The sequence below is a fragment of the Bacteroides muris (ex Fokt et al. 2023) genome, from assembly GCF_024704895.1.
Lineage (GTDB): Bacteria > Bacteroidota > Bacteroidia > Bacteroidales > Bacteroidaceae > Bacteroides > Bacteroides muris.
Map to the genome: position 1 here is coordinate 1 of NZ_JAMZEE010000116.1, position 610 is coordinate 610.

Consider the following 610-nt stretch of genomic DNA (forward strand, 5'->3'; position numbering starts at 1 on the left):
ATTCAACAAGGGGCAACCCATGCCCATGCGCAGGCTGAGCCCCACCGTGCTGAAGAGATTCGAAAACTTCCTCAGGCAGAGGAACTGCAGCTGGAACACCGTGTCAACCTACATCAAGGCGATACGCTCGGTTTTCAACCGGGCGGTGGACAGAAAGATGGTGCGGTATGTACCCAGACTGTTTGAGCATGTGTACACCGGCACAAGGGCGGACAGGAAGAAAGCACTGGAAACAGCGGATATCGGCTGCCTGGTAAGGGAGACGGAAAAGAGCCTGCAGGGAGGGAAACTCCCAAACACACGGCAGAAAACAAGGATTTTCTTCGTACTCATGTTCATGCTCAGGGGAATACCCTTTGTGGACCTGGCCTATTTGCACAAGAGGGACTTGCAGGGAAACACACTCTCTTATAGGCGAAGGAAGACGGGACGGGCGCTGACCGTGTCACTCACACCAGAAGCCATGCAGATGGTAAGGATGCTGGCGGACAGAGACCCCGACTACCCCTATCTGTTCCCCATCCTGCAGAGCGAGGAAGGTACGGAAGCGGCATACCGGGAATACCAGTCGGCACTAAGGGCATTCAACCAGCGTCTGGCAGTACTCAGG

General features: G+C 55.2%; 1 protein-coding gene. It reads left to right on the plus strand.

Annotation, left to right across the window (positions count from 1 at the left end; all coding sequences use genetic code 11):
• Positions 1-610: site-specific integrase (locus M1B78_RS18500; protein WP_257941500.1), on the plus strand; the 610-nt coding region annotated here is incomplete at both ends.